16 protein-coding genes are annotated in these 25,235 nt (G+C 36.6%); 10 read left to right on the top strand and 6 right to left on the bottom strand.

The genetic code is table 11. The features are described 5' to 3' along the window. Positions 1–17: 17 nt before the first annotated feature. Positions 18–2,390 (bottom strand): phosphocholine-specific phospholipase C, encoded by a 2,373-nt coding sequence (locus PGN18_RS18775; RefSeq protein ID WP_335321127.1) that lies wholly within the window; start codon positions 2,388–2,390, stop codon positions 18–20. A gap of 109 nt (positions 2,391–2,499) precedes the next feature. After that, complete coding sequence (locus tag PGN18_RS18770) at positions 2,500–4,005, bottom strand: family 16 glycosylhydrolase (RefSeq protein ID WP_335321126.1); 1,506 nt, start codon at positions 4,003–4,005, stop codon at positions 2,500–2,502. A gap of 407 nt (positions 4,006–4,412) precedes the next feature. Between PGN18_RS18770 and PGN18_RS18765 the strand changes: the two genes are divergently transcribed. The 5 genes from PGN18_RS18765 (at position 4,413) to PGN18_RS18745 (ending at position 14,466) form a co-directional block, all read left to right on the top strand. Beyond that, the gene (locus PGN18_RS18765) at positions 4,413–7,730 is read left to right on the top strand and encodes a DUF4175 family protein (protein ID WP_335321125.1); all 3,318 of its coding nucleotides are present in this window, start codon (positions 4,413–4,415) and stop codon (positions 7,728–7,730) included. Positions 7,731–7,850: 120 nt separating this feature from the next. Then, a complete protein-coding gene (gene ybeY / locus PGN18_RS18760; protein ID WP_335321124.1) occupies positions 7,851–8,288 on the top strand; it encodes an rRNA maturation RNase YbeY in 438 nt (145 codons plus the stop codon). Positions 8,289–8,822: 534 nt separating this feature from the next. Beyond that, on the top strand, positions 8,823–10,685 hold the full coding sequence (locus PGN18_RS18755) for an ABC-F family ATP-binding cassette domain-containing protein (RefSeq protein ID WP_335321123.1): 1,863 nt from the start codon (positions 8,823–8,825) through the stop codon (positions 10,683–10,685). A gap of 156 nt (positions 10,686–10,841) precedes the next feature. Continuing rightward, positions 10,842–12,704, top strand: a complete 1,863-nt coding sequence (mnmG, locus tag PGN18_RS18750) for a tRNA uridine-5-carboxymethylaminomethyl(34) synthesis enzyme MnmG (RefSeq protein ID WP_335321122.1) — start codon at positions 10,842–10,844, stop codon at positions 12,702–12,704. Between the two features lie 205 nt (positions 12,705–12,909). Continuing rightward, positions 12,910–14,466 carry an Ig-like domain-containing protein gene (locus tag PGN18_RS18745; protein WP_335321121.1) on the top strand — a complete coding sequence of 519 codons (1,557 nt, stop codon included), beginning with the start codon at positions 12,910–12,912 and terminating at the stop codon, positions 14,464–14,466. An 87-nt stretch (positions 14,467–14,553) separates the two neighbouring features. Here the strand turns inward: PGN18_RS18745 and PGN18_RS18740 are convergent, their stop codons facing one another. Both PGN18_RS18740 and nadB read right to left on the bottom strand, forming a co-directional pair. Next, positions 14,554–15,066: a gamma carbonic anhydrase family protein gene (locus tag PGN18_RS18740; RefSeq protein ID WP_335321120.1), complete on the bottom strand. Its 513-nt coding sequence runs from the start codon at positions 15,064–15,066 to the stop codon at positions 14,554–14,556. A gap of 115 nt (positions 15,067–15,181) precedes the next feature. Further along, entirely contained in the window at positions 15,182–16,768 is a 1,587-nt protein-coding gene (gene nadB / locus PGN18_RS18735; RefSeq protein ID WP_335321119.1) for an L-aspartate oxidase, read from the bottom strand. A 450-nt stretch (positions 16,769–17,218) separates the two neighbouring features. On the opposite strand from nadB, the gene nadA reads away from it, so the two are divergent. From nadA to thiL, 3 genes are all read left to right on the top strand, one after another. Then, complete coding sequence (gene nadA / locus PGN18_RS18730) at positions 17,219–18,217, top strand: quinolinate synthase NadA (protein WP_138819280.1); 999 nt, start codon at positions 17,219–17,221, stop codon at positions 18,215–18,217. A 68-nt stretch (positions 18,218–18,285) separates the two neighbouring features. Further along, on the top strand, positions 18,286–19,530 hold the full coding sequence (locus PGN18_RS18725) for a dicarboxylate/amino acid:cation symporter (RefSeq protein ID WP_335321118.1): 1,245 nt from the start codon (positions 18,286–18,288) through the stop codon (positions 19,528–19,530). A gap of 52 nt (positions 19,531–19,582) precedes the next feature. Beyond that, the gene (thiL, locus tag PGN18_RS18720; protein WP_335321117.1) at positions 19,583–20,623 is read left to right on the top strand and encodes a thiamine-phosphate kinase; all 1,041 of its coding nucleotides are present in this window, start codon (positions 19,583–19,585) and stop codon (positions 20,621–20,623) included. A gap of 176 nt (positions 20,624–20,799) precedes the next feature. Here thiL and PGN18_RS18715 read toward each other — a convergent pair whose 3' ends face one another. Continuing rightward, entirely contained in the window at positions 20,800–22,185 is a 1,386-nt protein-coding gene (locus tag PGN18_RS18715) for a DNA recombination protein RmuC (protein ID WP_335321116.1), read from the bottom strand. A gap of 118 nt (positions 22,186–22,303) precedes the next feature. Here PGN18_RS18715 and purU point away from each other — a divergent pair, with 118 nt between their 5' ends. After that, on the top strand, positions 22,304–23,143 hold the full coding sequence (purU, locus tag PGN18_RS18710; RefSeq protein ID WP_335321115.1) for a formyltetrahydrofolate deformylase: 840 nt from the start codon (positions 22,304–22,306) through the stop codon (positions 23,141–23,143). Positions 23,144–23,274: 131 nt separating this feature from the next. Here the strand turns inward: purU and PGN18_RS18705 are convergent, their stop codons facing one another. After that, positions 23,275–24,414, bottom strand: coding sequence for an NAD(P)/FAD-dependent oxidoreductase (locus PGN18_RS18705; protein ID WP_335321114.1), 1,140 nt, complete (start codon positions 24,412–24,414; stop codon positions 23,275–23,277). 83 nt (positions 24,415–24,497) lie between these two features. Between PGN18_RS18705 and PGN18_RS18700 the strand changes: the two genes are divergently transcribed. Next, complete coding sequence (locus tag PGN18_RS18700; RefSeq protein ID WP_335321113.1) at positions 24,498–25,193, top strand: zinc metallopeptidase; 696 nt, start codon at positions 24,498–24,500, stop codon at positions 25,191–25,193. Positions 25,194–25,235: the final 42 nt, after the last annotated feature.

Genomic DNA, 25,235 nt, shown 5'->3' with positions numbered 1-25,235 from the left:
CCCGTTTGGGGGGATATTTACGATAGATTGCCCATGTATGGATCGCTTTGGGTAATCTCTCCTGTTTCTATTTTACCTGCATAGCGGTGTTTAAATGTGGCGTTACCCTGCTGTGCGACGCTGAAATCATACCAATTAGCGTTTTTAGCCAGGTCAAAAGAAACATTTACACTTGATTTTGCCCTGATGCTTACTGTTTTACGTCCTGATTTATATTTGTTATCTAAAATTTGAAGCGTAACCAAGCCCGTACCCGTGTTCTCAAAAGCAAAAACCAGTTTACCTGTAAGCTTTTTGCTTACCAAACCAGTTTGCTCAGCATATACTTTTACAATAATGGAAGGATTTTTTTTACTCCCTATAAAATTCCGGTAAAAACCATTCGGACCATTTACGATAAGATCGTAAACTTCATTATCAAAATCATTCAGCTTAATGTTGTCCTTTATTACATCTCCAGCTTTAACTGCATAGGCCCATGATTTGCCCGCAACACCTTTAAATTTAGCGATAGTATTCATGTTAAAAGGTGCGCCAACCGTTTCGACTTCGCTGCCAAACAAGGTTTTTACCGACTGAAAAGTAAGTGCAATTTCATCATTAATTAAAGTGGCATCAACAGTTAAATGATAGGGCAACGCACAGGCCTGTTTGGTGCCATTTTCCTGTTTAGGCGCATGGATCGAAGTTTCACGTGAAAAAGATTCAAATTTGTTGATTTTTTCTACTTCCGTTTTATTCAATGCAGTGGGACCAACCTGCGCAGGCTTGTTTTTTGCATTACCGATACTGGCCACCACAACATCGCGTTGCAAAGGCTCAGGAGATTTAATTTTTTCTCCATAATATGGCCTGAAAACGGAGGTTAAATCGCCACAAATATTTCTTCGCCAATCGCTAATGTTATTGCTTTTTATGGTTTTGCCTGTCTTTTTCGCCAACCATTTCTCCATAAACATGATTGATGAGGTATGATCAAAAACCTGTGAGTTTACAAAACCGCCTTTGCTCCATGGTGAGGCAATAATCAATGGAACACGGTAACCCAAACCTATCGGACTTCCCTTTCTTGCTTCAAAATCAGTGGCATAATTTATACCTGCTGATGTTTTTCCACTGTTAGGATCATCAGGATTAGGCACGACAAAAGGTGGCTGGTGATCAAAATACCCGTCGTTTTCATCATAGGTTAAAACAAAGATTGTTTTTTTCCAAACTTCTGGGTTTTTGGTTAAGATATCCAGCGCCTCACTTACATACCAGGTTCCATATAATGGCGAGCTGGTATGGTCAGAAAAACGTTGAGGGGCCACTAACCAGGAAACAGTTGGTAATTTTCCGCTATCTACATCCTGCCTAAACTGGTGAAAGATATCTCCTTTTGGAACGTTTATGGTCTCTGACTGGCCTTGATCGTTTTTAAACGTGAAGGGTTCGAGTTCTAAATAATCCTTTTGAGAAATGTTGGTGGTAAAAGCTTTATCGATCAAATTCTTTTCCCTTTGCGACAATTTATTGTATTTCTCCTGAACCTCTTTTGCCGTTAACGCCGGTTTAACCGTGTTATCACCATTTTTTCTAAAATAAGCTGATAATTTAACATTGTGCCTGCTGATATACTCTACCGGATTATCACCATAATTCCCAAACCAGTCATCTATTTCACCTTCCGGGAGTTTTGATGTCCACAGTTCATTTTGATAAATACGCCAGTCAATACCATTATCCTCTAATGTTTCCTGAAAGGTTGGCCAATCTACAAATACGTTATTTTGCGACTCAGCCTGCTCGTTATTAACCACCGCAATCCGGTTTTCACTTTTTTCTCCCCGAACAGTTCCTGTAAAAAAAAACAATCTGTTGGGGGTTGTTCCGGTTAACGATGAGCAAAAATGCTGATCACAGATGGTGAAAGCATCGGCCATAGCATAATAGAAAGGAATATCATTCCGGTCATAGTAAGCCAGTGTCATGGGGGTTTTAACAGGTAACCATTTATCATAACGGCCGCCATTGCGGGCCGCTACCTGATCGTTCCACGAGTGGGGCAAGCCCCCCTGCCAGGTAATTTTTGTTTTGTTAATATCAACATGAAAAGGGGCATAAGTATAGCCCTGCCCATCCTTTTGCAACCAAACTTTATTACCATCAGGTTGAGTGTGTGGGTGTGGATCATTAAATCCGCGTACACCTTTCATTTTACCGAACATATGATCAAAAGACCGGTTTTCCTGCATCAGGAAAACAATATGTTCGGCATCATAAAATGTACTGCCTGGCTCAGGGTTAATGGCCATAGCTTTTAGTACCGAGCTGGGCACGGTATTGGCCATGCCTGTAGCTCCGGCAAACAAGGCCGCTTTTTTTAGAAATTCTCTACGTGAGTCCATAAAATTTGACAATATAACTTAGATACTATACGTGAAGTATTCAGTTGGCATTTGACAGTTTTCAATTCAGTTAACCAATTTAAACAATTAACCGAGCTTAATTATCGAATCACTTCTGAAACACCCTAACGTAATCAACTTTCATTGTTGCGGGAAAAATAGCATCATCCACTCCTTTTTTTCCACCCCAATTGCCGCCTACAGCTAAATTTAAAATGATGTGGAAGTTTTGATCAAATGGCCAATCGCCAGATCCCGCTTTAGTATTTTTGAAAGTGAGGTATTTTTGATCGTCGATAAAAAAGTCTATATGATCGGTAAACCACTCAATTGCATAAATATGGTATTCTGTGTAAGGGTTATTAACTTTCAAAGCCTTACCAACCTGCGTATGAATAACATGGTTAAATTTTTCAGTGTGCACTGTTCCGTGAACACTATCAGGATCGTATCCTACATGTTCCATAATATCAATTTCGCCACTTTTTGGCCAGCTACCATATTTAGAATCGGTAGGAAGTGCCCATATTGCAGGCCATAAGCCTCTGCCTTTTGGTAACATCGCCCTTACTTCCACTCTACCATATTTAAAATCGAATTTATTTTTGGTTATCAACCTGGCTGAAGTATAGTTCCTGTTTTCCTTATCAGCTTTAATCGCAATAATGTTCAGGTTTCCTTTTTTAACGACTGCGTTTGCAGTATCGGCATCGGTATAATATTGCAGTTCGTTATTCCCCCAACCTCTGCCACCTACATCATAGCCCCAGTTTTTGGTTAAAGGTAATCCCACATCGTCAAATTCATCTGCCCATTTTAGTTTCCATCCCTGTGCAACCGGTGCTTTTTTAATCTCTTCAAAAAGCAGTTCAGGTTCGTTGGTGGTAATATAATCAACATGGTGTGCCAAAAGCCATTGCATTTCGGGCACCGCATTTACCGTCCATGCATTTACGGTTAAACCTAGTTTTTGTGCATTTTCAATCCAGTTATCTTTTTGGTAAACACTGTAATGGTAATCAACACCGGTTAACTGATCTGCTTTCATCTGCTGAGCACTAATTTCGCCTTTTAGATAAGCAACTTTCGCATTTGGTAATAATGTTAAAATACGCTTGCAGTAGTCGTAATCAAAACTGATGTACTCCACCCAGTCAGTAACTTTTAATTTCTGAACCATCTCTACGCATTTATTAGTCACCTCAAGACCACGTTCTTTACTGATCAATGAGGGCTTTATTTCTAAAATCAGTTTGGTGGTTTTCTGTTTTTTACCTGCTAATAAGTAAGCTTCTAACGTAGGTATCTTTTCACCATTGGTCATGGTTTTAGTTAAAAGATCTGCGTAATTTACCTTCTCAATGGTTAAACCCTGAAATTCGGGATCGTGGTTAACCACCAAAATTTGATCTGCCGTCATCCACACATCGAATTCGGAACCATAACACCCTAGTTTTACCGCTTCATTTAATGAAGCGATTGAATTTTGAGGAAAATTATTTTTCTTCCAGGCACCCCGGTGTGCAATCACCTGGTTTTTGTTCCAGTTAAATTTTTGTCCGAAAGAAGCAGTGAAAAAGAACAACATCAGTGTGGAAATAAGTAATTGTTTCATATTGGCATAATTATACAAAAAGCCAAAAGTAGATTTTTATCAGAATACTCATTTAAAATCTATGTAACCTTTGTATTAATATAACAAGATAAAGATTTCAAAATTAATGCAGTGTAACCGGGTGGAGATTTGTTATACAAATCACTTTTTTGAATAAATCTGCATTTTTGAAGCGCAAAGCAGGTACAATTATCAACGCCTGTTCCCGTTCTTCGCTATATCCTTTCGCTGCGATACAGGGATGCCGCTACGCCCCGAGCTAAATACTTCTAATTTGCAATAAAAATCAAACGCCACCAATTGGAGCGCAAGCCAAAAGCTTTTTCCATTAAACAATTTGAAATAAACGCGTTACCTTAAATACTTTCCTTTTAATTGACTGGAACAATTTTTACATTTACGGAGATATGGTGAGCAATAATTACAACGACTTATTACGCAAAATAGATGAGTTTATCCGCAAATTTTACCTGAATAAAATTTTGCGGGGCAGTATTTACGCCGCTGCTATACTTTTAGCGCTATATCTCCTAGTTTTTTTAAGCCTTTATTACCTAAATCCAACCGCTGGTTTTAAAACCTTTTTATTTTTTGCTTATTTACTTATCGGTATACTCCTAATTGGTTTTTTAATCGTTAAACCATTGCTTGCCATGTTAAAATTGGGCAAACACCTTAGCTTGGATGAAGCATCGGTTATCATCGGAAATCACTTTTCCGATATTAAGGATAAATTACTCAATACCCTGCAGCTTCATCATTTAGCGGAAAAAAATCCAGAAAATAATCGCCTTATCTTGGCCAGCATTGATCAGAAGATTATTGAACTCAGGCCAATTCCATTTTATACCGCAGTTAAGATTAATGATAACCGAAAATATTTAAAATATCTTTTTGTTCCCCTCACCATCATTCTGCTCATTGCTATTGTAGCACCTGCTATTTTACGTGAGGGTACAAACAGTTTCTTCAAGTATAATGAATACATTGCGCCTAAAGCACCATTCAGCTTCACGGTTTTAAATAAAAGGTTAACCTTTACACAAGGTGATGATATTATCCTGAACCTAAAAGTGACCGGTGATGAAATTCCGGCGGAGATTTATGTAGAAGACGGAAAAAATACCTATAAACTGGAGAGAAAGAGCATTAATGAGTTTAATTACGCTATAAAAAATATACAGAATGATAAAAAATTGATTTTCAAAGGCGGAGGATTTAGTTCTGCCATATATACCATTACCGTTAAACCTCGCCCTGAACTGCTTAATACTACAGCTACCCTAAATTATCCTGCTTATTTGGGCAAAAAAATAGAATCGATTGCCAATGTTGGCGATATGCTGCTGCCCGAAGGCACCAAAGTTACCTGGAATTTCAAGACTGAAAAGAGCAACGTACTGCTATTTATGCTCAACGGGAACGAAAACCTCCTTAAAATTCTTAACGATGAGGCTAATTTTAGCGCTACTATAAAAAACAATTCAAAATATAGTATTACACCTAAAAATCAATACGTTACTATCAGAGATTCACTTTCACATCAAATTACGGTAATTAAAGATCAGGCTCCGCAGATTACGGTAGCCGAAAAGCAGGATTCAGTTAGCAACAAAGCAATATATTTCAGCGGACAGGTAACCGATGATTATGGATTTAGCCGCTTGAGCTTTAAATACAACCTCAAAGAGAATAACCGTATTGTTGGTACCGTTACCAAAAACATTGCCATTAAAAGTAATGCGACTGCAAATAACTTTTTCTATTTCTGGGATTTAAAAGCTGTTGATGCCAAACCTGGTCAGGAAATTGAATATTATTTTGAAGTAGCCGATAATGACGGCGTAAATGGTGCAAAGGTTACCCGATCTGAAATTAAAAATTTTAAAAAACCGACTAAAAAAGAAACTGCCGAACAAGTAAATGCAAGCAACCAGGCTTTAAAAAAGAAAATGCAATCTGCCATACGCTTAGCCAATACCATTGAAAAAGAGAGCAAAAAAGTGGCCGAAAGCCTTATCGATAAAAAACAAATTTCTTTCGAGGATAAAAAACAGATTGAAGCGCTCTTAGACAAACAAAAGCAGCTGGATGAGGCCGTAAAAGAAATTAAGGAGCAGAACGATAAAAATATTCAGCAACAGCAAGACCAAAAGCAAACGGAAGAACTTATTGAAAAACAAAAACAGATTAAAGACCTATTTGATCATGTATTAGACGATAAAACAAAAGAACTTTTGCAGAAGCTGCAAAATTTAATGAACGAGAAAAATAAAGACCAGACGCAGAACGAACTCTCGAAAATGCAATTGGACAATAAAACCCTCAAAAACGAACTCGACAGGATTTTGGAACTTTATAAACAGCTGGAATTTGAGCAAAACCTTCAAAATGATATAGATCGCTTAAATGAGCTCGCTAAGGAACAAAAGGAACTTGCCCAGCAAACCAGAGATAAAACGCAGGATCATGAGTCATTAAAGCAGAAACAGGATGCACTAAACAAGGAAATGAAAGACCTGAAAGATGATCTGAAAAAGCTGGAAGAAAAAAATAAATCCTTAGACAGGCCAAACCCTTTCGAAAACCCTGAAAAAGATGTTCAGGATATACAACAAGATCAGCAAGACAGTAAAGATGCCCTGGATAAAAAAGATTCGAAAAATGCAAGCCAGAAACAGCAAAAAGCAGGTGAGCAGATGGAAAAATTATCCAAAAAAATGAGCAACATGCAGCAACAGGGAGAAGAATTGGAAAATAACCTGAACGCCAAAGAATTGCGTCGCCTGTTGGAAAACTTGTTAACTACCTCTTTCGATCAGGAAAAGGTTATGCTTACTCTAAAGAGAATGACCGCTGCCGATCCATCTTACACCAGCAATGTTCAGAAACAGCGCAGCATTAAAGACAATCTTAAAACCATTGCTGATAGCTTGTATAGTTTAAGCAAACGCGTTCCACAGATAGAATCGACTGTTAATGAGGAAATGAATAAAATTAATTTCAATCTTGATAAAAGTTTGGAAAATCTGGGCGATAGAAGAACGGCTGAAGCTAACCGTTTCCAGCAATTTACCATGACTTCGATTAATAATCTAACGCTAATATTGAGCGAAGCACTAAGTCAGCTGCAAAATATGCAGAAAAATGGTAAAGGTGGTAGTGGAAAGAAACAAAAGCAAGGAATGAAGCAACTTTCTCAGATGCAGGAACAGCTGAATAAAAGCATGCAAAAAGCACGGGAACAGATGCAAAAACAGGGGGGCAATCAAGGTACGGTTGGCAAAGGACAAATGAGTCAGGAGTTTGGAAAAATGGCTCAGCAGCAGCAAATGATCCGTCAGGCTTTAGAAAAACTCAACCGTGAAGAAAATAAGGACGGTACAGGCAAAATGGGTAACTTTAATCAAGCCATTCAGGAAATGAAACAAACCGAGAGCGATCTGGTGAATAAACGTTTACAACAAGAAACATTAAACAGGCAAAAAGACCTATTGACCAAACTGTTAGAGGCAGAAAAAGCAGAGCGCGATCAGGAGGAAGATTCGAAACGCGAAAGTAAAGCAGCAAAAGAGTTTCCACCATCCTATCAAAAAATGCTTGATCAATTTAGAAAACAGCAGCAAAATGGAAATGATATGCTGCAGAAGCTACCACCTGGTTTAAATTATTATTACAAAAATAAAATTACAGAATATTTAAAGTCATTGAATATGGGGCGATGAGACCTACGGTACGTCATGCTGAACTTGATTCAACATCTTTACTTGATAGACCCTGAAATAATTTAAGGGTAACGAACTGCTTTAAATTTTAATTAAATTTGCGGTCATAAACACTATAGTATGCCTGCAATTTCTTTTTTTACAGAATCCATAAGCTATAACCTTCCACAGAAACTTAAAATCAAAAAGTGGATTAAAGCTACTATAGAAAAGGAAGGCTATCAATTGCAAGAAATCAATTTTATTTTCTGCAATGATGAATATCTGTTAGGCATCAACCAACAGTATTTAAATCATGATACCTATACCGATATCATTACTTTCGATAATTCTGAAGAAGAAAAACTGATCATTAGTGATATATTCATCAGTATTGAGCGCGTAAAAGAAAATGCTAAAACCTTCAAAAATCTAGAATTCGACGAGGTTTGCCGCATTATGATTCATGGAACCCTGCATCTATTGGGGTATAAAGACAAAGGAAAAGCTGCTAAAACCCTGATGACGCATAAAGAAGATGAATATTTAGCTTATAGAAATGAATTTGGATTAGTTTAGCTTCATATTCCCACCCCAATATAATTCTGAGCGCAGCGAAGATTCTTTTAATTAAAACAAACCGTATGCAGGTAACCTAATAGGAATGCTTACCAGCTACATGGAAAATGCGTGCTTCATCTTCCCTGTAAATAATCTCCCATGGCATTAAATAATCATATCTATTCCCATACATTAGCGTTCGTCTAAATGTTATTGGCGTTCGTCGATAATTACAGACTGCTGGTATAATACCAACGATCTCTCTGCAACTTTTCTACCTTACCAACGTCTTATATTAAAAAGCACCAATAAATAGAGGGCATGAATTGAAATTTTCGGGTCACTCTACAAAATAAAGTTTAGTTTTAGTTAATGATTGAAGCAGCGGTGGAGCGATTCCGACCGCTGTTTTCTTTTTATAAGACCTAATACATCAAGCTTCTGCCATTTTAACTGATACACAATAGCTTTGAAACATCTATTTAACGTTCCAAAATAATTTATACTTACCTTTGCACTAATTTTTCTTTATAAATCTGAAATACAAAAAAATTGAGCACATTAATTGCGGCAGAAGGCTTAGGGCATGGTTATCATGACGAATGGTTATTTAAGAATTTAACCTTGGGAATTAATTCCGGACAGCGCGTGGCGTTGGTTGGTATTAATGGTGCAGGTAAGAGTACTTTGTTAAAATTACTTGCCGAGCGGTTTCCTCCCCTTGAAGGTAAAATTGTAAAAAATAAGTCCGTTAAAATCGGTTTTTTAGACCAGGAACCCCAATTTACAGAAGGTTTTTCTATTAGCGACCATATTTTCTCGCTTGAAAATAAACAGCAACAGCTCATTAAAGAGTATGAAGAATTAATTGAACAACCCAATCCGGATGAGAATACACTTAACCGCTTATACGAAGAATTAAGCGAGCATAATGCCTGGGAATATGAACATGAGATTAAAACTATTCTTAACCGAATGGGAATTACTCATCTGCAGCAAAAGATATCTACCCTATCTGGCGGACAAAAAAAACGTTTGGCATTAGCTAAACTTTTAATTGAGGATCCAGAGATCCTCGTACTTGATGAACCTACCAACCATTTGGATATTGATACCATTGAATGGTTGGAGAAATTATTAACTACTGGACAAAAAACAATTTTATTGGTTACCCACGACAGGTACTTTTTAGATAACGTTTGCAATACCATCGTGGAATTAGACCGGGGAAAAATTTTCAATTACAATGGAAATTATGCTTACTTCTTAGAAAAGAAAAGCGAAAGAGAAGCTTTAGATGCAACGGTTTTACACAAGAATCAACAACTGTTAAAGAAAGAATTAGAATGGATGAGACGCATGCCTCAGGCTCGTGGAACAAAATCAAACGCCAGAATCAATGCTTTTTACGATTTAGAAGAAAAAACTAAGAAAAAGTCTGATAATCAGAGCATTAACCTCCAAATGAAGATGTCGCGTCAAGGTGGGAAAATTATTGAGGTTGAACACGTTGCAAAATCTTTCGATGGACGTTCAATCATCAATGATTTCAGTTATACCTTTAAAAAAGGCGATAGAATTGGTTTGGCAGGTAAAAATGGAACCGGAAAATCAACGCTATTAAATATCATCACCAGTCAATTAACACCGGATGCGGGTAAAGTTGAAACAGGAGAAACAACTGTTTTTGGATATTATAAACAGGGCGGTTTAACTTTCGATCCTAAAGAGCGTGTAATTGACATTGTAAAATCTGATGCCGAATATATTAAAATGGCAGATGGTTCTGTGATTACGGCTTCTGCCCTATTGACCCTATTTCTCTTCCCTCCTAAAAAACAACATGGCATGGTAGAGAAATTAAGTGGCGGTGAAAAGAAACGTTTAAATCTGATGAAAGTCTTGATGCAAAACCCTAACTTTCTAATACTTGATGAGCCTACAAATGACTTAGATATTGATACCTTAAATGTACTTGAAGAATTCTTAGAAAATTTTCCAGGTATCCTGATGTTGGTTTCACACGACAGGTATTTACTAGATAAAATGAGTGACCAGCTCTTCATTATGGAAGGTGAAGGCGTTGTAAAAATTTATAATGGCAATTATTCTGAGTACCGTTTAAGTTTGGAGCAACCTAAAACTAAGATAGAAAATAAAAAAATCCCTACTCCAGTTATAGAAAAAACTCCGGTTAGAGCAGCGAAAAAATTAAATTTTAAAGAGCAGCAAGAATTGGCCGAAAGTGAAAAAGGTATGGAAGAAACAGAAAATAAAATAGCTGTATTAACAAAAACCTTAAACAATATTGATTCGTCAGATTATATTAAAATTCAAGAAATTTCAACAGAAATAGAAAAAATGAAAGTCAAATTGGATGATTATACCATGCGATGGTTGGAACTTTCAGAATAAAACAATGTAAACATAATCCACCCGTCCTACAATGTTTCACGTGAAACATTTGAATATAGTATACTGATATATTCCGATAGCTATCGGATCAGCATGCAGAAATGAAAGTAAAAAAACAAATTGTTTCACGTGAAACAATTATAAAATATAAAGTAAATGTTTTCAAAATACGATTTGATTGTGGTTGGTGCGGGTCATGCCGGATGTGAAGCTGCTGCTGCTGCCGCCAATTTAGGATCATCTGTTTTATTAATCACAATGAATATGGGTACCATTGCCCAGATGAGTTGTAACCCTGCAATGGGTGGTGTAGCTAAAGGACAAATTGTTCGTGAGGTAGATGCAATGGGCGGTTACTCAGGCATCATTTCTGATAAATCGACCATTCAATTCAGAATGCTCAACAAATCAAAAGGCCCTGCTATGTGGAGTCCGAGAGCACAGATAGATAGAATGCGCTTTGCCGAAGAGTGGCGCTTAGCATTAGAACGGACACCAAATCTAGATATATGGCAAGATAGTGTTGTTGGCCTATTAATAAAGGATAATACAGTGTATGGAGTTAAAACTTCATTAGGCATTGAGATAGAAAGCACAACAGTAGTGCTAACCAACGGAACTTTCTTAAACGGTGTAATGCATATCGGTGAAAAGAAATTTGGTGGTGGTAGAACAGCCGAAAGAGCATCAACTGGTATTACTGAACAACTGGTAGAATTAGGTATGGAAGCTGGCAGAATGAAAACAGGTACCCCACCCCGTGTTGATGGAAGAAGCCTCAACTATTCCAAAATGGAAGAACAATGGGGAGATGAAAATCCTGGTAAATTCTCGTACACAGATACCGAAGTTTCAACTGATCAACGTTGTTGCTGGATTACTTATACCAATGATGAAGTCCATGAAACTTTAAAGGAAGGTTTTGAAAAATCGCCCATGTTCACTGGTCGCATCAAAGGTCTAGGTCCGAGATATTGTCCCTCCATTGAAGATAAAATTAACCGATTTGCAGAACGAGACAGACATCAGATTTTTGTTGAACCTGAAGGATGGAATACCTGCGAAATCTATGTAAATGGTTTTTCAACATCACTTCCGGAAGATGTACAATTTAAAGCATTAAGATTGATTCCTGGTTTCGAACAAGCTAAAATGTTTAGACCTGGTTATGCCATCGAATATGATTTCTTCCCACCCACCCAATTGTCTTTAACGCTCGAAACTAAATTGATCAGCAATTTATTTTTAGCCGGACAAATAAATGGAACCACAGGTTATGAAGAAGCTGCTTGTCAAGGCTTCATGGCAGGTATAAATGCACACCAAAAAATTAAGGATAAACGTGAATTGATCATGAAACGATCTGAAAGTTATATTGGTGTTTTAATCGATGATTTGGTCACTAAAGGAACGGAAGAACCTTATCGCATGTTTACTTCCAGAGCTGAACATCGATTATTATTAAGACAAGATAATGCCGATATTCGCCTCTCTCCTGTTGGACATGAACTTGGATTAATTTCAGACGAACGCTTAGCTAAAGTAAACCAAAAAGTTGCAGATGCTGAAGCTTTGGTGAAATTCACAAAAAGCCAGGGCATCGAAATGACCGATGCAAATCCAATGCTTGAAAGTTTAGGCTCAAGTGCTTTAAACCAAAATGTAAAAATTCATAGTTTAGTTGGCAGACCCCATGTTGGTTTACAAGATATCATTAAAGTAAGTAAACCATTAGCCGAAGTTACAAAAGCTTTAGATAAAGAAACTATTGAACAAGCCGAAATTAAAATTAAATACGAAAGCTATTTCGAAAAAGAAAATGAGATTGTAACTAAAATGTTAAAGATGGAAGATAAAGAGATCAAGCCAGATTTTGACTATAATAAAATTGTCTCCATCTCAAAGGAAGCACGTGAAAAACTATTTAAGATCAAACCGCGTACTTTAGGTCAGGCATCGAGAATTTCTGGTGTGTCACCATCAGATATTTCAGTTTTAATGGTTTATATTAATAAATAACTGATAATCAGGTATTTAAATAAAATAAATAAGACTTAAAATTAAGCGATTTAAGAAAGAAAAAATATTTTTTAAACATAATATTCCAAAAAGCACCAAAATCCGTCAGAACGATTAAAATATGCCAAATTTAAAAGACCTTTTTTTTAAGCTCCAAAATTTAGCAGCTGTTATAACCCTGCTCCTATTTTTTGGTTGTGCCAGTATGCAAACACCTCAAGGTGGGCCAAAGGATACCAAGCCGCCTAAAGTTTTAAGTATGACTCCAAAAAATCTGACAAGAAATTTTAATGCTAAAAAAATCATAATAGAATTTGATGAATATTTTAATTTGAAAGACGAGTTTAAAGAATTTTCAATTTCTCCTGATCAGGAAAAAATTCCAGAGTTAAGAAAGAGACAAAAGAGATTGGAGATTATTCTCAAGGATTCTTTAGAGAAAAATACAACTTACACGCTGAACTTCGGAAAATCCATTGCAGATGTTAATGAAGGAAATGTAGTAAAAAATTTATCCTATGTTTTTTCAACCGGGCCAGATATTGATTCCTTATCGATCAGTGGTAAAGTAATTAATTCATTAAGCGATGAACCGGAAAAAGATGCTACAGTATTTATTCTTCCTTTGGAAAGAGATACCATCTTTGGAAAAAAGCGCGCATCAATATATACGACTACTGATAGCGCGGGAACCTACAAATTGAGCAACCTGAAAAAGGGTACTTATAAAGTTTACGCAATAAAAGAAAATAGTGGTGGCGGCGATAAAATATACCAACAGATATCAGATGAAGTTGGATTTAAAAAAGAACCTATTGTAATCGATAAAAACCTGGAGAACATTAACCTGCAGATATTTAAAGAACTGGCTCCAGAATTTCGCGTATTAGACCGTAAACTGAATAATGATGGTAGCATATCAATCATCTTCAATCAGCAACTTAAAAGCCCTAAAATAACCATCACAGATCCTCCGGCAGTAGATGTGGGCAAGTATGTCCATTTTACCAAAAACAATGATACCGCTAAAATTTGGCTGAAAGACATGAGCTTCGATTCAGTTAAGGTGGCTATTGAAGATCAGGGAAAGCTTTTGCAAATTTTGAATTTCACAAAAGGTAAAAAAGATACTTATACAAGGGACCTTACTATTTCTGATAACTTATTGGGCGGCAAATTAAACCCTTTCCAACAGTTAACCTTAACTTTTCCTTTTCCGATAACTGCTGCAGATCCATCTAAAATCACTCTTTTAGAAGATTCAGTTAAAAGAACAGGTTTCGAAGTAGTTAAAGATAGTGTAGATTTTCTAAAATACTACGTCAAATATCCTTGGAAGCATAAAAGAAACTATGATATAAAACTGGGTAACGGCGCATTTACAGCTATATTTGACGCAAAAAATAAAGATATAACTAAACGCTTTACGCTTGAAAGCCAGGATGCTTATACCACTCTGGTATTAAATGTAACTGTTCCGGATACCTCAAAAAGATATGTGGTACAGTTCCTAAATGAAAAAAAAGACGTCATAAAATCTTTCCCTGTTAGCCAAAACACGAAAGTTACCTTCTCCAAATATCCGGCAGGTAAGTACATGCTCAGGGTTATTTATGATGAAAATAAAAATGGCATCTGGGACACAGGAAATGTTAAGGAAGGATATCAACCTGAAAAAGTATGGTATTTAAAGGCATTAATGGATTTAAAACCCAATTGGGAGCGTGAAGATCCATTGGTGATACCACCGCCAACGCAATAAAGCATTTTTCACTCAACGCGATCGTCACCCTGAATTTATTTCAGGGTCTTAATAACAAAAGATGCTGAAACAAGTTCAGCATGACGATTATCCCATAAACCAACCCGAATACATGATATAATTATCAGGTAATTTATTCAATAAAGCCCTTTGCTCTTCGGTAATGGGCTTTATTTTTTTTGCAGGCGTACCGGCATATATGTAACCGCTTTCACAAATGGTATTTTCCAATACCACAGATCCAGCTGCTATGATACAATATTCTTCTATCACAGCATGATCCATTACAATAGCACCCATACCGATCAAAACATGATCCTGAACCGTGCAACCATGTACTATCGCATTATGTCCAACAGATACCCTATTTCCAATATGTGTAGAAGCTTTTAAGTATGTAGCGTGTATTACCGCGCCATCTTGAATGTTTGATTCATTTCCTATGGTAATCGCATTTACATCGCCTCTAATAACAGCATTAAACCATACAGAACATTTATCTCCAATGGTTACCTCACCTACAATTGTGGCATTCTCTGCAATGAAATTATCCTTTCCTATTTCAGGATATTTATCTTTTACTGGAAGTATTAAAGGCATAATATTATTTCACATCACCCTGATCCAATAAATATCGGATTTATTTCCGGGTCTTTAAAGGATTATTTATATAGCAAGTTAGATACTGAAACAAATTCAGCGTGAAGATATTGTATTAAAAAACGGTATCTACCAATTCATCAGCATGTTCAGGATAATCTGTAGTATAATGTAATCCCCTGCTTTCTTTTCTTTGCATAGCAGATTTTATGACGATATAAGCCGTTTGAATCACATTTCTTAACTCACAGAGTTTAACTGAAACTTTATTCTTCTTATAAAACTCTTCGGTTTCCTGGTAGATTAAAAACAAGCGACGATGTGCTCTTTCCAAACGAAAATCAGAACGTACAATCCCCACATAATCTCCCATAATCTTCTGTAATTCCCTTAGGTTATGCGTTACCAATACATCCTCGTTAATTTGCGTAACACCATGCGAATTCCATTCTGGGATGTGATCTGGAATAATATTATCTTTAAAGTTTTCAATAGCATCCTGATAGATTCGATGTGCAAAAACTGTAGCCTCTAATAAAGAATTGGAAGCCAATCTGTTAGCACCATGTAAACCAGTTGATGAACATTCTCCACAAGCATATAAATTTTTAATTGAAGAACGACCATATTCATCAACGAGGATACCACCACACATATAATGAGATGCCGGTGTAACCGGTATATAATCTTTCGTCATATCAATTCCTATAGATAAACATTTAGCATATATATTAGGAAAATGTTTCAATATGTCGGCCTTGCTTCTCATGGTAATGTCCAGATAAACAAAGTCATCACCCGATTTCTTCATTTCATTGTCTACGGCACGTGCTACAATATCACGAGGTGCCAATGATTTACGCTCATCATACTCATGCATAAATTCTTCGCCATTCTTACGCCTTAAAACACCACCAAAACCCCTAACTGCTTCCGAAATTAGGAAAGATGGATACTCTCCAGGGTGATACAAAGCAGTTGGATGGAACTGAATAAACTCCATATTTCTTACTTTTCCTTTTGCACGGTAAACCATAGCCATACCATCACCTGTTGCAATAACCGGATTTGTTGTAGCCGAATACACATGTCCCGCACCACCAGAAGCCATCACAGTCACATTTGCCACAATCTTTTCCACATCGTTAAGCTCTGTGTTAAAGGCATATATACCGTAACAGTTAATATCTTCTGTACGTTTATCCACAAATTCACCAAGGTGATGCTGGGTAATTAACTCCAGCGCGAAGTAATGTGTTAATATCTCTATGTTGCTATTCTCATGAATTTCATTCAGCAACACTCGCTCGATCTCATACCCGGTGATGTCTTTATAGTGCAAAACACGATGTTCAGAGTGCCCCCCTTCCTTTGCTAAATCATAAAAACCAGCATTGTCTTTATCGAAATTTATACCATAGTCAATGATCTCCTGAATGCGTTGAGGTCCCTCTTTTACAACGATTTCCACAATTTTCTGATCGCATAAACCATCACCGGCAACCAAAGTATCTTCGATGTGTTTTTCAAAAGAATCACCTTTATCTACCACAACTGCAACACCACCCTGAGCGTATTTTGTATTAGATTCATCTTCGTTAGATTTAGTAACAATTAAAACCTTACCAAATTTTGCAGCTTTAAGTGCAAAACTCAAACCTGCTATACCTGAACCAATTACCAGAAAATCTACCTTTCTCATTAATAAAAACATTTACTTTATCCACGATGTTAACAACTAGTTGATAAATGTTAACGCTATGTCTAAATTATCCTAACAAATAAATTTGAATGTTTAAAGCTACTCTAAAAACACAATTTGCCACAATCTTTTACGCAATTTTTAAGCAGCTTCATACAAGTAATTAACTTTTTCCCCACTTATAAACAATTAACATTCCAGTATTGATAAAAATTGGACGACTTTTCGATAACACTGAAAATCAAACCTATAATATTAGATAAATGTAATCTAAATGTTAGTAAACAATTAATAACTTATCTAAACGAAAGAAATTTCTAAACTTGCCAACAATACTAACACACTAATAAACAAACAAGATTTATTTATTTAAAATAACTTATTAATTATTGAGACGTGGAAAGCTTTATCTTTGACCAACGTCAAAATTGAAAAAAGGAAAATTTTAAAATGAACATAGATGTCTTAGAAGAAATCAATAAAAAAGGTTTCGCAGAAGAAGAAATTGATCCTACGCTTGATCTTTTTGCAGAGATTGAGAAATTAAAAAAGGAAAAAAATGCCATAATACTTGCACATTATTACCAAGAACCTGATATACAGGATATTGCCGATTATATTGGCGATAGTTTAGGCTTATCACAAGAAGCTGCAAAAACAGATGCTGATGTAATTGTGTTTGCTGGTGTGCATTTTATGGCTGAAACGGCCAAGATTTTATCTCCTAACAAAACAGTTTTATTACCAGACGTAAAGGCTGGTTGTTCATTAGCAGATAGTTGCCCACCACACCTATTTAGAAAATTTAAAGAAAAATATCCTGATCATCTGGTTATTACTTACGTAAACTGTACAGCTGAGTTGAAAGCTTTAAGTGATATTGTTTGTACAAGTACGAATGCGGTACAGATTGTAGAAAGTTTACCTAAAGACCAAAAAATAATATTCGGACCAGATCGTAACTTAGGGGCTTACGTAGCAAAGAAAACCGGACGAGACCTGGTATTATGGAATGGTGCATGTATGGTACATGAAATTTTCTCTCAGGAAAAAATTACCAAATTAAAAGAACGCCATCCGAATGCTAAATTTATTGCACATCCGGAATGTGAAGAAGTTGTTTTGAAAATGGCTGATTATATCGGTTCTACCACTGGACTTTTAAAATACACCATCACTAATCCTGCTACAGAATTTATTGTAGCTACTGAAAGTGGCATTATCCATCAGATGGAAAAGGCAAATCCAACCAAAACATTTATTCCGGCGCCGCCTAACAACAGCTGTGCCTGTAACGATTGCCCTTACATGAAAAGAAATACTTTGGAAAAACTATATTTATGTATTAAAAATGGTTTGCCTGAGGTAACTGTTCCAGAGCATATTATTGAACAGGCACGTAAACCGATCCAAAGAATGCTGGATATTTCAGCAGAGCTGGGATTGTAAAAACAACAATCGTCATTGCAAGCAGGCACAACAACGCCTGCCTGCCTCGCAATGAAGAAAAAGATTATATGAAAAACAACAACATCCTAAAAAATTATGCTGGCCTATTATGGCTTTTGGCGGGGATAACTGCCGGAAGTATTGTGGGTTTAATTTTTGGAAAAAGCGTTGAAAGTATAAAACCTTTAGGAGATATATTTTTAAACCTGTTGTTTACAGCTGTTATTCCATTGGTATTTTTTGCGGTTTCATCAGCTATTGCAAATATTGATAGAACAAAAAAGTTAGGAAGATTATTGACCATTATGGTTTTGGTATTTCTTTCTACCATACTTATTTCTGCGGTTTTAACTTTATTTGCAACATGGATCTTTCCTATCCACCAGCAATTAGGAAACGCTATTTTACCAACTGAAGCTGAAAAGATCCAGTCGTTTGGTGAACAAATGACACAACTTTTAACAGTTAGTGAATTTTTTGAAATCGGAAGCAGGAAAAATATGCTGGCGCTGATTATTTTTTCCGTATTGGTAGGTTTTTCAACCTTATATGCAGAAAAGGAAGGTGAAGGTTTTAAAAAATTCCTGGTTTCAGGTAATGAGGTGATGAAAAAACTCATCATTTTGATTATGAAATTAGGTCCGGTTGGTTTGGGTGCTTATTTCGCCTACCAGGTTGGTGTGTTTGGTCCACAGCTTTTTGGCACCTATGCTAAAGCATTGGGTTTGTATTATGGGGTTGGTGCATTTTATTTTATTGTTTTTTTTACGCTGTACGCTTTCGTTGCAGGTGGATTTAAAGCCGTAAAAGCATTTTGGAAAAATAATATTGTACCCTCTTTAACTTCCATCGGAACCTGTAGCAGCATTGCTACTATACCGGCAAACTTAGAAGGGACTACAAAAATGGGCGTACCGGCATACATCACCAATGTAACGATTCCTTTGGGATCAACTTTACATAAAGATGGGTCGAGCATTAGTTCCATTATAAAAATTGCGGTTGTTTTTGCCATTTTTGGTAAAGATTTGGTACACGTAGATACGATTATTTTAGCGCTTGGCATTACCGTGCTTGTAAGTATTGTTGAAGGTGGAATACCAAATGGTGGTTACATAGGAGAATTATTAATGATTTCGGCTTACCAATTACCACCGGAAGCATTGCCACCGGCTATGATTATAGGTACTTTGGTTGATCCTATGGCTACTTTATTAAACGCTACAGGTGATAACGTTGCGGCGATGTTAATTGCCAGGTTTACTGAAGGGAAAAATTGGATGGAGAATAAAAAACTAGATCCGTCACCCTGAAATTCCGACCAGTCGGGCGGAAGTTCAGCATGACGATAATTATATATAATTTATGTTTGAAAATAAAGAACGCACAGATATCAATGAATTAGGTGAATTCGGGTTAATTAAACACCTGACTACCAATTTCAAAATTAAAAATGATTATTCGGTAAAAGGTGTTGGTGATGATGCAGCAGTATTAGATGCCAAGGGAAAACAGACTTTAATTTCTACCGATTTATTGTTGGAGGGTATCCACTTTGATTTGGCTTATGTGCCGTTAATGCACCTGGGTTACAAAGCGGTACAGGTAAACCTGAGTGACATTTATGCCATGAACGGAAAGGCAAGTCAGATTACAGTTTCCCTGGGTTTATCGAGCAAATTTCCTTTAGAAGCTGTTGAAGAAATCTATAAAGGGATAGAACTGGCCTGCAATAAATATAACATTGATTTAATTGGGGGAGATACCTCATCAAGTAAACAAGGTTTAGTAATTAGTATTACCAGTATTGGTTATGCCGATGCAGATAAAGTGGTCTACAGAAATGGTGCTCAGGAGCATGATTTGTTATGTGTTTCTGGTGATTTGGGCGGTGCTTATTTAGGGCTGCAGATTTTAGAAAGAGAGAAACTAATCTACCTGGAAAATCCACAGATTCAACCAGATTTAGAGGGGAAAGATTACATTATCGAACGACAACTGAAACCTGAAGCGAGGATGGATATTGTAGCATTATTGGAAGAAATGGATATTAAACCGACTTCTATGATCGACGTATCAGACGGTTTGGCTTCAGAAATTTTGCATTTGGCAGAACAATCAGATAAGGGAATGACCATTTACGAAGAGAAAATTCCTTTAGATCCTATGACATACGAAACCGCGCGCGAACTGGGAATTGATCCAACGGTTTGTGCATTAAGTGGCGGCGAAGATTATGAGTTATTATTTACCATTAGCCAGGATGATTACAAAAAACTGAAACATGATGTAGATATCACAGTAATCGGCCACGTAACGGATAAAAATTCGGGTTGCAAAATGGTGTCAAAATCAAACAATGTTCATGAGCTGAAAGCCCAGGGCTGGAATGCTTTTAAGAAGTAAAAATTTGGCCGTCATTCTCGCGCATGCGGAAATCTTAATGCGCTTTTACTAAGATTCCCAATCGAGTTGGGAATGACGATCACTCCCAGTCAGAAAATCATATAAAGCTATATTTTATATTGATTTTTTATAAAATCAATTTTTTTAAATAGGAGGCTTTCGCTAGCCTACATAAATTATACATCCTGCGTTTCATTCAAATCCAGGTACTTCGTATCAATTTGTTTGGTAGCTTTCGCACCCAATTTCTTAATCTTTTCTGAAGTATTGGTCAAATTTCCAGCACCTACTGACAATTTATTAATGGCTTTATCATAAGCATCTTGTCCATTTTTGATGTGCCTGCCAATGTTTTCCATATCAGCAACAAATCCAACAAATTTATCATACATGCTTCCACTCAAACGGGCAATTTCCATTACATTACGGTTTTGACGTTCCTGTTTCCACATGCTGGCAATGGTACGTAAGGTAGCAAGCAAAGTTGAAGGACTTACAATTACAACTCGCCTATCCCATGCAAAATTGAAGAGTTCTGCATCTTTTTGTACCGCAATGCTAAAAGAAGATTCGATGGGAATAAACAATAAAACAAAATCAGGAGAATTGATTTTATACAAATCGTGATAATTTTTAGATGACAGTTCCTGCACATGATTTTTAATAGAGGCCAGGTGCTGCTTTACATAACTTTCACGCTCTTCATCTGTTTCTGCTGATACCGATCGTTCATATGCTACTAAACTCACCTTAGCATCAACGATCAGGTGTTTATCATCTGGAAGGTCTATCACCACATCTGGCTGGTATCGGCCACCTTCACCAGAGGTGTGAGAAGCCTGGATACGATATTCCTGATCGCGAACCAATCCAGATCGTTCCAAAACCTTTTCCAGAATGATCTCTCCCCAGTTTCCCTGTTTTTTGCTGTCGCCTTTTAAAGCCCTGGTTAGATTATTGGCATCTTCCTGAATAAGTTTACTTTGAATCTGTAATTCAGAAATTACACCTTTTAGTATATTCCTTTCGTCCGACTCTGCTTTGTAAACTTTTTCTACCTTATCTTCAAAAGCCTTGATATTTTCTTTCAGCGGATTGAGAATGATATCCAGGTTAGTTCGGTTCTGCTCAATAAATCTGGTGGATTTTTCTTCAAGGATTTTATTGGCAATTAATTCGAAATCTTTATTCAGTTTTTGTTGCGACTGCTCATAACTTAATTTTTGTTCAGCTAACTTTTCTTTTTCAGCCAGGTAAAAAGATCTGGTACTTTCTAACTCACGGTTGGCATCAGCAAGCCGATCGCGCTCAGCCTGTAATTCATCAATTAAGCGTTGCTGTTCTTCTTTAAGTAAAGTAGTAATGTGCTCTTTTTCTGCAGATAAATTAGAAACCCGTTCGTCGGCTTTGGCTAAACTGATTTTTAAAGCTTCATTTTCACTTTTCGCGCGCTCAAAATCCTCTACAGAGACAATAGATAAAGAGGATTGAGGTTTTTTAAGCAATAAAATAAACAGAATAATTAAAATTACGATTAGTAAGGCAATACCGATGTTCTCCATAATGATAAAAATTTTAGTAAAAATGTAGATTTAAAATAGATATACCAAAAAAAATTAGTCAGCTTTAGCCAGATAAAATCGTAAAAATTATTTATAATTGAATATTAGTATTTTAAAAATGAACGCTTTAACCGTCCTTATTTCTTGCCCCGATCAAGTTGGTTTAGTTACCAACATTACCCGCGTGCTGGCCGCACATCAATTGAATATTATTGCCATGCGCGAATTTGTAGATGAAGCCAATAAAGCATTTTTTACCAGGATTGCCTGTACTGGTAACCTGGAAGATGCAGAAAAATTAAAGGGGAAACTTTTGGAAAACTTACCAAATGCTGCCGAGGTAAATTTAATTACCAAACAGGAAAAACAGATTGCAGTTCTGGTGACCAAAGAGTATCACTGCTTAGCAGAAATACTGATTAAAAACCAATTTAAAACACTAGGGGCAAATGTTCAATGTGTGATAGGTAATTATGAAAGTCTGAAGGGTTTTACCGAAAAACTCGGTATCCCTTATTTTCACGTAGATCATAACAATAAAGATAAAAATGAATTTGAAACCGAGGTAAAAGCGATCATTAATAAATTTGAGGTAGATTACCTCGTATTAGCCAAGTTTATGCGGATTCTTTCAGCTGACTTTGTAAAAGATTACGCTGGTAAAATCATCAATATCCACCATTCCTTTTTACCCGCTTTTATAGGTGCTAACCCTTATCGCCAGGCTTTTGAGCGTGGGGTAAAAATTATTGGAGCTACCGCACATTTTGTTACCGATAATTTAGATGAAGGGCCTATTATTACGCAACATACCAATCACGTTGACCATAATTTTGGCGTGAAAGAAATGGTACGTGCGGGCAAGGAAATAGAAAAAAAAGTTCTATTAGAAGCATTGGAACTTATTTTTGAAGACCGGGTTTTTGTAAGTGGGAATAAGACGGTAGTGTTTAAATAATGTAAGAGGTATAATGGATGATGGAAAGGTAATGATCTCTTTCCTGTGATTCTGAATGCAGTGAGGGATCTTTACATAAAACCTAACTCTGCACCCTCTGTGCTTTCTTGATGTTTTGTGGTAAAAACCACCTATAGTTTATTTAACAACAGATTTGCCACCTCTTCTCCGCTTTGCGAACCAATAGCAACCCCCATGCCGTTGCACCTGGTTGCACAAAATACATTCGGACGAATTTCTTCGATAAGTGGTTCAAGTGTTTTTCCGAAGGCCATAATGCCACTCCAACGGTAATCTATCTCGTAATTAGTTGTTGGTAAAATTACTTCTCTAAGTAGTTGTTCAAGCGCCGATTGAACAGGTTCAGTTTGACCAAAAGTGGTAGTTTCTTCGGCTTTGAAATCAATATTTCTGCCACCACCCAACAAAATTCTATTATTTATATTCCTGAAATAATAATAACCTTTATCGTAATGGAAAGTGCCCTTTATCTTTAAATTTTTAATGGGTTTGGTTATTAAAACCTGACCGCGGCCTGGGTTGATATCCACATCAGGATATAAGTCCTTGATATAGGCATTTGCAGTAACAATTAATCTTTTGCATAAAAAATTTCCGTTTTTGGTAACCAGGCAAAAACCTTTTGATTCTTCTTCAATCCGATCTACTTTACAATTGTTAAAAATGCTAATGCCAAGCTGTTGTGCATATTGAATCAAAGCAGACATCATTTTGCCAGTATCAATCTGGGCTTCATATTGATTTCTGACTAAACGGTCTACGCCATCAAAACCAAAGAAACTGATTTTTTTATTGTTTAAAAGAAAAGCATCGGATCCGACAATATCATTAACCAGATGGTTAAAATGTTCAATTTTGGATACACCTAGGTCAGCTGAAAAATTATCTTCCTTTTTAAATAGTTCATATCCCCCCAGGCATTGATAATCAATGGTATTATCGCCCAGCAAATGGCGTAATTTGAGCAGACCTTTCCACCGTTTTTCTATGAGCATTGTAAGGCGGTCGCTACCGATCAGTTTCTCTTGCTCTATAAGTTCAGAAATGCTTCCAAAACAGGCAAAACCAGCATTTTTTGTACTCGAACCTGTCGGTAAAAACCCCTTTTCGAGTATGACTATCTTTAAGGAAGGAGCTGTTTTCTTAAGTTGGATGGCTGCATTTAATCCTACTATTCCGCTGCCAATCACAATAGCATCATAATTACAAAAAAATGATTCTTTTTCCCAGTATGAAAGTTCGGTTGACATTATATAAATGTACTGTTTTTTAAACTTCAAATAATATGGGAACGCTTTTTGATATACGCTAAACGAAAAACATACATAAGAAAATGGGAGTTTATTTAATATTAATCATCCCGGTATTATTGCTGAGCATGTTTGTACAATGGCGGTTTAGAAACAAGTTTTCCAAGTATGCCGAAATGCAATTAAGCTCTGGTTTATCGGGCAAAGAGGTAGCAGAAAGAATGCTGCATGATAATGGAATATACGATGTGAAGGTGATGAGTACCGAAGGGCAATTAACAGATCATTACAATCCGTCAGATAAAACCGTTAATTTAAGTACAGATGTATACTATAGCCGAAGTGTAGCGGCAGCTGCAGTAGCGGCTCACGAATGTGGACATGCAGTGCAACAGGCGAAATCATATAATTGGTTACAGTTAAGAAGCAGCATGGTACCGGTAGTGAGTATATCATCTAATCTTTTGCAATGGGTATTATTAATTGGTGTATTGTTAATAGGTTTTACCGGAAACCCAATAGTTTTAGCGATTGGTGTAGTGGGTTTAGCACTGGTCACCATATTTAGTATTGTTACCCTACCTGTCGAATTTGATGCCAGTAACCGTGCCTTGGCCTGGTTAAGAAACAATAATGGTGTAATGCAAACGCAAGAAGAAAATGCGCAGGCGAAAGATGCACTTTGGTGGGCAGCTATGACTTATGTGGTAGCAGCTGTTGGTGCATTGGCCAATTTATTATATTACGCATCAATGCTTTTTGGAAGAAGCAGAGATTAAAAATTCGATAATCAAATAAAGCGCGTCCGGAATAATATCCTG

The sequence above is a fragment of the Pedobacter terrae genome, assembly GCF_036946585.1.
Classification (GTDB): domain Bacteria; phylum Bacteroidota; class Bacteroidia; order Sphingobacteriales; family Sphingobacteriaceae; genus Pedobacter; species Pedobacter terrae_C.
The sequence above is the reverse complement of the archived record's forward strand: the minus strand, read 5'-3'. Positions and strand labels throughout refer to the sequence as shown.